The sequence below is a fragment of the Hydrogenophaga sp. genome (assembly GCF_030651625.1).
Taxonomy (GTDB): domain Bacteria; phylum Pseudomonadota; class Gammaproteobacteria; order Burkholderiales; family Burkholderiaceae_C; genus Hydrogenophaga.
Genome location: NZ_JAUSCF010000023.1, coordinates 174,949 through 182,125, shown reverse-complemented (window position 1 = coordinate 182,125; position 7,177 = coordinate 174,949). Strand labels below are relative to the sequence as shown.

Below are 7,177 nucleotides of genomic sequence, written 5' to 3'. Positions count from 1 at the left end.
TCACCTGGCGCACCAGCGCGTCGAACACATCGCGGCCTGCGCCGTGGTTCGGGTTGAACTGCAGCGCGTCACGCGTGCATTTTTCGGCGATGACTTCCGGCACAGGGATGGCCGCCTGCGCGCCGCCCATGCTGAAGGTGGCGAGCTGGATTTCGCAGGCGCGGTTGAGCGTCCAGAGGATGGCGAAGGTCTGTGGGAGCGTGGCGCCCCAGGCGAGCAGGCCGTGGTTGCGCAGGATCACGGCCGGCCGGTTGCCGATGCTCTTCAGCAGGCGCGGCGCTTCTTCGGCGTGGATGGTGATGCCTTCGAAGTCGTGGTACGCCACCATGCCATGCAATTGGGCGGTGTAGAAATTGGTCTGCTGCAGGCCGTCTTTCAGGCAGGCCACGGCCACGCCGGCGGTGGTGTGGGTGTGCATGACGCAGTGGGCGCCTTCGATGCCGTCGTGGATCGCGGCGTGCACGGTGAAACCGGCCGGGTTGACCGGGTGGGGCGAGCCGTCCAGCACCTCGCCTTTCAAGTTGATCTTGACCAGATTGCTGGCAGTGACTTCGCTGTAGTGCAGTCCAAACGGATTGATCAGGAACTGTTTGTCGCCGCTTGCCCCCGCGCTCCCTGCCACGCTGTCCGGCAGCCTCAGCGTGATGTGGTTGTAGATCATCTCGGTCCAGCCCAGCATGGCGAACACCCGGTAGCAGGCGGCGAGTTCGAGTCGTGCGGTCCACTCGTCGGGGTGCATGCCGGCGGGGAGGACGGTTGCGGGTTGCAGGGCAGCGTTCATGGGTCTCTCCGGAGGGGTGGTCAGTAGACGGCGCCCTTGGCGGGCGCAGGCGATGCGGCGCTTCCCTTGAAGCGCGCAGCGAGATCGGTGGTCTGTCGCATCAGAATCTGGGTGTCCAACCCCACGGCGACGAACACCGCGCCCAGTGCCAGGTAATGGCGGGCCTGGGCTTCGTCGCTGGTGAGGATGCCGGGGGCCTTGCCAGCGCGCAGGACGCGCCCAATGGCGGCTTCAATGGCGGCCTGCACTTCCGGGTGACCCGGGTTGCCCACATGGCCCATCGACGCTGAAAGATCGGCCGGGCCGATGAACACGCCATCAACGCCGGGTGTGGTGGCAATGGCATCGAGTTGTTCCAGCGCGGCTCGCGTCTCTGCCTGCACCAGGAGGCAGACCTGCGCGTTGGCTTCCTTTGCGTAGTCTGGGTAGCGTCCCCAGCGCGAGGCGCGCGCACCGGCCATGCCGCGAACGCCGCCGTGCCCATCGTCCTGTGGATAGCGGCAGGCGCGCACCAGTTGGGCCGCCTGTTCAGGTGTGTCGACCATGGGCACCAGCAGCGTCTGCACGCCCACATCCAGGTACTGTTTGATCAGCACCGCGTCACCCGCCGGCACGCGGGCGATGGCGTGGGTGGCCGGGTAAGCGGCAATGGCCTGTGCCTGGGCCAGCACGTCACTCAATCCGTTGGGCGAGTGCTCGCCATCAATCAGCAACCAGTCGAAGCCCGCCCCCGCACAGATCTCGGCGCTGTAGGCGTGGGCAAGCCCGAGCCAGAGACCGATCTGGGGGCGGCGCCCGGCGAGGGCCTGCTTGAAGGGATTGGTGGGTGTCTGCATGTTGAAGGGCCTTGGGTCGGTAAGAAACAAAGAGGGGTCAGACAAAGCGAAAACGCAGACAACCCAGCGGACCGTAGTCGGCCTCGAACAGGTCACCCGCCTTCGCAGTTACCGGTCGTGTGAAGGAGCCGGCCAGCACGATTTCACCGGCTTCGAGCCGCTCGCCCCAGGGCGCCAGCTTGTTGGCAAGCCACGCAATGCCGATGGCCGGGTGGCCCTGCACGCCGGCGGCCAATCCGGTTTCTTCCACCGTGCCGTTCTGGCGCAGAATGGCACCGCACCACGGCAGGTCGGTGGAGTGCGGATCGGCACGGTATCGGGTGTCACCCTCACCGAGCACGATGCCGGCGTTGGCAGCGTTGTCGCTGATGGTGTCGAACACCTTGCGCATGGCCTTTGTGTGGCGGTCGAACTGTTCGATGCGCGCGTCGATGATTTCGATCGCGGGCGTGACGTATTCGGTGGCGTGCAGCACCTGCGCCAACGTCACGTCAGGTCCCTGCAATGGCGCCTTGAGCACAAAAGCCAGCTCCACTTCCACACGCGGCGCAATGAAGCGGCTGGCAGGAATGTCGAGCACCTCGCCTGCCTTTGCAGTGAAGCGCATGTGCTCCAGCAGGGTGCCGAAATCGGGTTCGTCGATCTGGCTGCTGATCTGCATGGCGCGGCTGGTCAGGCCGATCTTGTGGCCGATGACCCGCTGACCCTGAGCCTTCTGCAGTTCCACCCAGGCGCGGCCGATGCGGTAGCCGTCTTCGATGGTCATGCCAGGGTGGGCTTTGGAGAAATGCGCCAGCGGCACGCGGGATTTTTCGGCGCGGTCGAGCGCTGCCGCGAGCTGCTGGATGAGGGTGTCGTCGAGCATGTGGTGACTCAGGCGGGGTTGAACAGCGGATGCAGCGTACTGATCTTGGCATCGAACACCTCGTGGCCTTCGTCGACCTGTACCGTGATGCCGATGGGCCGCGCGGCCAGCTGTTCTGCAAAGTGCGTCTTCACACAGGCTTGCAGGGCTTCACCCACGCGCTGGTGCACCAGCGCGCTGCGACCCTTGGCCATGCGCACGTTCATGTAGACGAAGGCGTAATCGCTGCCCTTGCCAGCGGCTTTGCCGGCTACACCACCGTCGGCCACTGCGAAGTGGGCGGCCGGGTAGGCGAGTACGCGTGTGCCACCGGTGGGGAAGACCTGGCGGTTTTGTTCGTCGCGCACCGATAGCATGGCGTCGCACAACAACCGGCACAAGGCCGTCATGTTGAGCCCCCCCTGATCGGTGGGTCGGTCAATGTTGGGGGTGTAGAGGATGACGAGATGCGGCATGGTGTCGTGAGTCAGAGGCGCGAAACGGTCTGATAGCCCGCCGCAGAGGACGCCTGCGGCGCGGGAATGGCACTGCCGCTGACAGGGGTGACGGGAAACACGGCGTTGAGTTGCCCTGTGCCTGAAGCACCGAAGTACGGCGTGATGACCTCGGCATGACCTTCGTATTCAGACCAGCCCAGCGCGCCCAGCATCATGGCGGTGTCGTGCATGAAGCCCTCGCCGTGGCCCTTGGCAGCGTACTCGGGCAACATATCGCAGAAGGCTTTCCACTCACCCTGTTCCCACATCTGCACCACGCGCCGATCCAGCGTTTCGAGGAACGGCGACCAGATCTTGAAAGCGAATTCCGGCGCCAGGCCGTTCTGTGCGAAACGGTGACTCAAGCTGCCACTCGCGAAGAAGGCAACAGTGCCGTCGTAGTGATCTTCCACCGCTTTTCGCATGGCCCAGCCCAGGCGCGCGCTGTCGTTGAGGTAGTGCGACTGGCACAGGGCAGAGACCGAGATGGCCTTGAAGTGCTGGTCGGCGTTCATGTAGCGCATGGGCACCAGGGTGCCGTACTCGGGGCCGAGGGTGGTGGCATCGTGGGCCAGGGTTTCAACCCCATGCTCATTGCACACCTGGGCCAGCAATTTGCCCAGTGCCGGGTTGCCCGGGATCTCGAACCCCATGTTGCTGATGAAGTGCGGCAGTTCGTTGCTGGTGTAGGTGCCCTTGAAATGGGGCGCGCAGTTGAGGTGGTAGCTGGCGTTCACCAGCCAGTGGGTGTCGAACACGACGATGGTGTCCACACCGAGTTCGCGGCAGCGGCGGCTGATTTCCTTGTGGCCGTCGATGGCATCTTGTCGCGTGCCCTTGCGCGGACCGTCGAGTTCGCTGAGGTACATCGAGGGAACGTGGGTGATCTTGGCGACGAGTGCTAGTTGGCCCATGTCTTGTCTCCTTGCTTTCGAGCGGTTTCGTTCGCTCCGTAGGTTGACCGCCGGGGGTGCTCGCCTCCGGCGGTCAACCCACTGCGGACCACGTGCGAGGCAGACCGTGTGCCAGCACGCCATGCAGGATTGAAGGGGTGTGGGGTTCTGCGCAGCGAAATAAAGGAGGAGAAGCGGGCGCAGCCCGGTTCGGGGGACATTCGCGGAGCAGAGCCCCGCACTCCTTCAATCCCGCCAACCCTTTGGAGTGAAAGCATCTCAAACACCCCAGTGCGGAATGTGGTGCGATCCCAAAGACACCGCCACATTCTTCGGCTCCAGAAACACCTCATAACTCCAGGTGCCGCCTTCGCGCCCCGTGCCGCTGGCCTTGGTGCCGCCAAACGGCTGGCGCAGGTCGCGCACGTTCTGCGAGTTCACGAAACACATACCCGCCTCGATGGTAGCCGCCACCCTGTGAGCGCGCCCCAGGTTTTCGGTCCACACATAGCTGGAAAGACCGTATTGGATGTCGTTGGCCAGCTCGATCGCATGGGCTTCGTCGCGGAACGGAATCAGGCAGGCTACAGGGCCAAAGATCTCTTCCTGGGCAATGCGCATGCGGTTGTCGACATCGGCAAACACGGTGGGCCACACGTAGTTGCCCTTAGCCACGCGCGATGGCAGCTCGGCCGCGTACGAAGGCCGGTCCAGCCCGCCGCACAGCAGCGTGGCGCCCTCCTTCGGGCCCATCTCGATGTAGCTGCGCACCTTCGCCAGATGCCCCTGGCTGATCATGGGGCCGATGATGGTGTTTTCATCCAGCGGATCACCCACGGTGATGCGCCTCGCACGCTCGGCAAACTTCTGAGCGAAATTGGCGTAGATGCTTTGTTGCACCAGGATGCGGCTACCGGCCGTACAGCGTTCACCGTTGTTGCTGAAGATCATGAACACGGCAGCGTCGAGCGCGCGGTCCAGGTCCGCGTCTTCGAAGATCACGAACGGGCTCTTGCCACCCAATTCCATACTGAACTTCTTCAGGCCCGCACTTTGCACGATGCGGTTGCCGGTGGCGGTGGACCCGGTGAACGAAATGGCGCGCACGTCCGGGTGGGCGCACAACGGTTCGCCGGCATCCTTTCCGAAGCCGTGCACCACGTTCAGCACGCCCGGCGGAATGCCGGCTTCCAGTGCCAGTTGCCCGAGGCGTGCGGCGGTGAGCGGGCTGAGTTCGCTCATCTTCAGCACCGCGGTATTGCCGAACGCCAGGCAGGGCGCCACCTTCCAGGTGGCCGTCATGAAGGGCACGTTCCAGGGGCTGATGAGCGCGCACACGCCCACCGGGTGGAACAGCGTGTAGTTCAGGTGCGTGGGTGTGGGGTAGGTGTGGCCATCCACACGCGTGCACATTTCCGCGAAGTAGTGGAAGTTGTCGGCCGCTCGGGGAATCAGCTGTTTGGCAGTCTGCGAGATCACCTGGCCGCAGTCGTCGGTCTCGGTCTGAGCGATCTCGGGCACGTGCTTCGCGATCAACTCACCCAGGCGGCGCATCAGTCGCGCGCGTTCGGTGGCGGGCAGGCCTGCCCACTTCGGGAACGCGTCTTTGGCGGCTTGCACCGCGGCGTTCACTTCGGCCTCGTCGCCAGTGGCTACCTCGGCCAGCACCTCCTGGGTGGCGGGGTTGATGGTCTCGAAAGTGGCGTTGCCGTCGACGGCCTGGCCGTTGATGAGGTGTCGGATGTTCATGTGGGTGTGCTCTTCAAGCGGTTTGCAGTGCGCCTTCAGACCGGCACACTCGGGAGGGGACGACAGAATGAAATGGCTCACAGCACAATCGTGTTCTCCAGCGACCCAAGTCCCTCGATGGATGTGACCACCTCGTCGCCAGGCTTGCAATCTTCCACGCCATGCGGTGTTCCAGTGAGGATCAGGTCACCGGCGTGCAGCGTCATGAATGCGCTGAAGTATTCGATCAGCGTGGGCACGTCGAAAATCATGTCGCGGGTGTTGCCCTGCTGGGTGACCGCGCCATTGACAGTGGTGTTCAGCGCCAGATTCATGGGGTCATGCACGTCGGCGGCGTCCACCAGCCAGGGGCCGATGGGGGTACAGGTGTCGCGGTTTTTCACGCGCAGATTGGGTCGGTACCAGTTTTCGAGGTAGTCGCGGATGGCGTAGTCATTGGCCACGGTGTAGCCGGCCACGAAGTCCAGCGCATCGGACTTGGCCACCCTTTTGGCGGTGCGCCCGATCACCACCGCCAGCTCGCACTCGTAGTGCATGAACTGCACCTCCGGCGGGCGCACGGTGAAGCCGCGATGGCCGATCAGCGACGCCTCGCCTTTGATGAAGGCCAGCGGTTCTTCGGGTGCCTTGAAGGCCAATTCCTTGGCATGGTCGGCGTAGTTCAGGCCCAGGGCCAGGATGGTGCGCGGCCGGTGCGCGGGCATGGGAGGCAGTGGTGGCAGCCACACCACACCTTCGAACGCCACGCGCTGGCCGCGCAGGGCGGGCGTGAGCAGTTCAAGCTGTCCGTCGCACTCGACCGCGTCATGCACGGCACCAGCCCAGGCAATGCGGGCGCGCTTCATGGTGCTGCTCCTGCTTCCAAAGTTTGCCTGCCTTCGCGCGTTGTCTCATCAGCTACAAAGTGATGGACCGTGGCCAGAAATCCTTCCGCAACAATTTCCACCGTGTCGCCCACATGAACCAGTGGCCTTGTGCCATCTGGCAGGCAGTCGGTGCCCAGCATCAACACATCGCCCTCGCGCAAGCTCATGAAGGCATTCACTTCACACAGCAGCGACTCGGCGTCGCGCACCAGATCGCTCAATGCGGTGGTTTGCCGGTGCACGCCATTGATGTGCAGCTCCAGGCGCAGGCTGGACAAACCAGCCAGACCGCCTAGGCGCGCCAGCACCACACATTCAGCCCCCATCCCCAGAAAACCATCCACGCAACGAGTTTTCACCGGCGGGCGGTAGTAGCTATCGTGCGCAATGGCCACATCGTTGAGCAACACCGCACCCAACACACCGGGCGGCCCGGCAGGCGCGAGCAGATCGTCTGGCCAGCCGATCACCAGACCAATGCTCGCGGCCACTTCCACCGGCGCACCCGCTGGCAAGGCGATCCTTTCGCCTGCCGGTGTGAACGTGTTGGCCGTTTTCACATAGAGCACCGGTGCCTTGGGTGGCGCCTTGTACGGCGGCTCGACCATGCGAGTCGCCCACTGCGCGTGCTCACCGCGGAAGTTGAGGAGCGTGCCGTACACCGTGCCCGAAGGCAGGTAAGGCGCTGAAGCGGGAGCGTTCATGCTCGTT

At 64.1% G+C, this 7,177-nt stretch carries 8 protein-coding genes; all 8 read right to left on the bottom strand.

Going from position 1 to position 7,177, the window contains the following annotated elements; genetic code table 11:
* The coding region (locus Q7V46_RS10955; RefSeq protein ID WP_304913572.1) for a class II aldolase/adducin family protein at positions 1–781 on the bottom strand (781 nt) is incomplete at its 3' end.
* 20 nt (positions 782–801) lie between these two features.
* Positions 802–1,617 carry an aldolase/citrate lyase family protein gene (locus Q7V46_RS10950; RefSeq protein ID WP_304913571.1) on the bottom strand — a complete coding sequence of 272 codons (816 nt, stop codon included), beginning with the start codon at positions 1,615–1,617 and terminating at the stop codon, positions 802–804.
* A 37-nt stretch (positions 1,618–1,654) separates the two neighbouring features.
* Positions 1,655–2,482: a 2-oxo-hept-4-ene-1,7-dioate hydratase gene (gene hpaH / locus Q7V46_RS10945; RefSeq protein ID WP_304913570.1), complete on the bottom strand. Its 828-nt coding sequence runs from the start codon at positions 2,480–2,482 to the stop codon at positions 1,655–1,657.
* 8 nt (positions 2,483–2,490) lie between these two features.
* Positions 2,491–2,937, bottom strand: coding sequence for a 5-carboxymethyl-2-hydroxymuconate isomerase (locus Q7V46_RS10940; protein WP_304913569.1), 447 nt, complete (start codon positions 2,935–2,937; stop codon positions 2,491–2,493).
* Between the two features lie 11 nt (positions 2,938–2,948).
* The gene (gene hpaD, locus Q7V46_RS10935) at positions 2,949–3,872 is read right to left on the bottom strand and encodes a 3,4-dihydroxyphenylacetate 2,3-dioxygenase (protein ID WP_304913568.1); all 924 of its coding nucleotides are present in this window, start codon (positions 3,870–3,872) and stop codon (positions 2,949–2,951) included.
* Between the two features lie 258 nt (positions 3,873–4,130).
* Positions 4,131–5,600, bottom strand: coding sequence for a 5-carboxymethyl-2-hydroxymuconate semialdehyde dehydrogenase (hpaE, locus tag Q7V46_RS10930; protein ID WP_304913567.1), 1,470 nt, complete (start codon positions 5,598–5,600; stop codon positions 4,131–4,133).
* A 77-nt stretch (positions 5,601–5,677) separates the two neighbouring features.
* Positions 5,678–6,445 carry a fumarylacetoacetate hydrolase family protein gene (locus Q7V46_RS10925; protein WP_304913566.1) on the bottom strand — a complete coding sequence of 256 codons (768 nt, stop codon included), beginning with the start codon at positions 6,443–6,445 and terminating at the stop codon, positions 5,678–5,680.
* Entirely contained in the window at positions 6,442–7,170 is a 729-nt protein-coding gene (locus Q7V46_RS10920) for a fumarylacetoacetate hydrolase family protein (RefSeq protein WP_304913565.1), read from the bottom strand. Before Q7V46_RS10920 ends, Q7V46_RS10925 begins: the two co-directional genes overlap by 4 nt.
* Between the last annotated feature and the right edge of the window lie 7 nt (positions 7,171–7,177).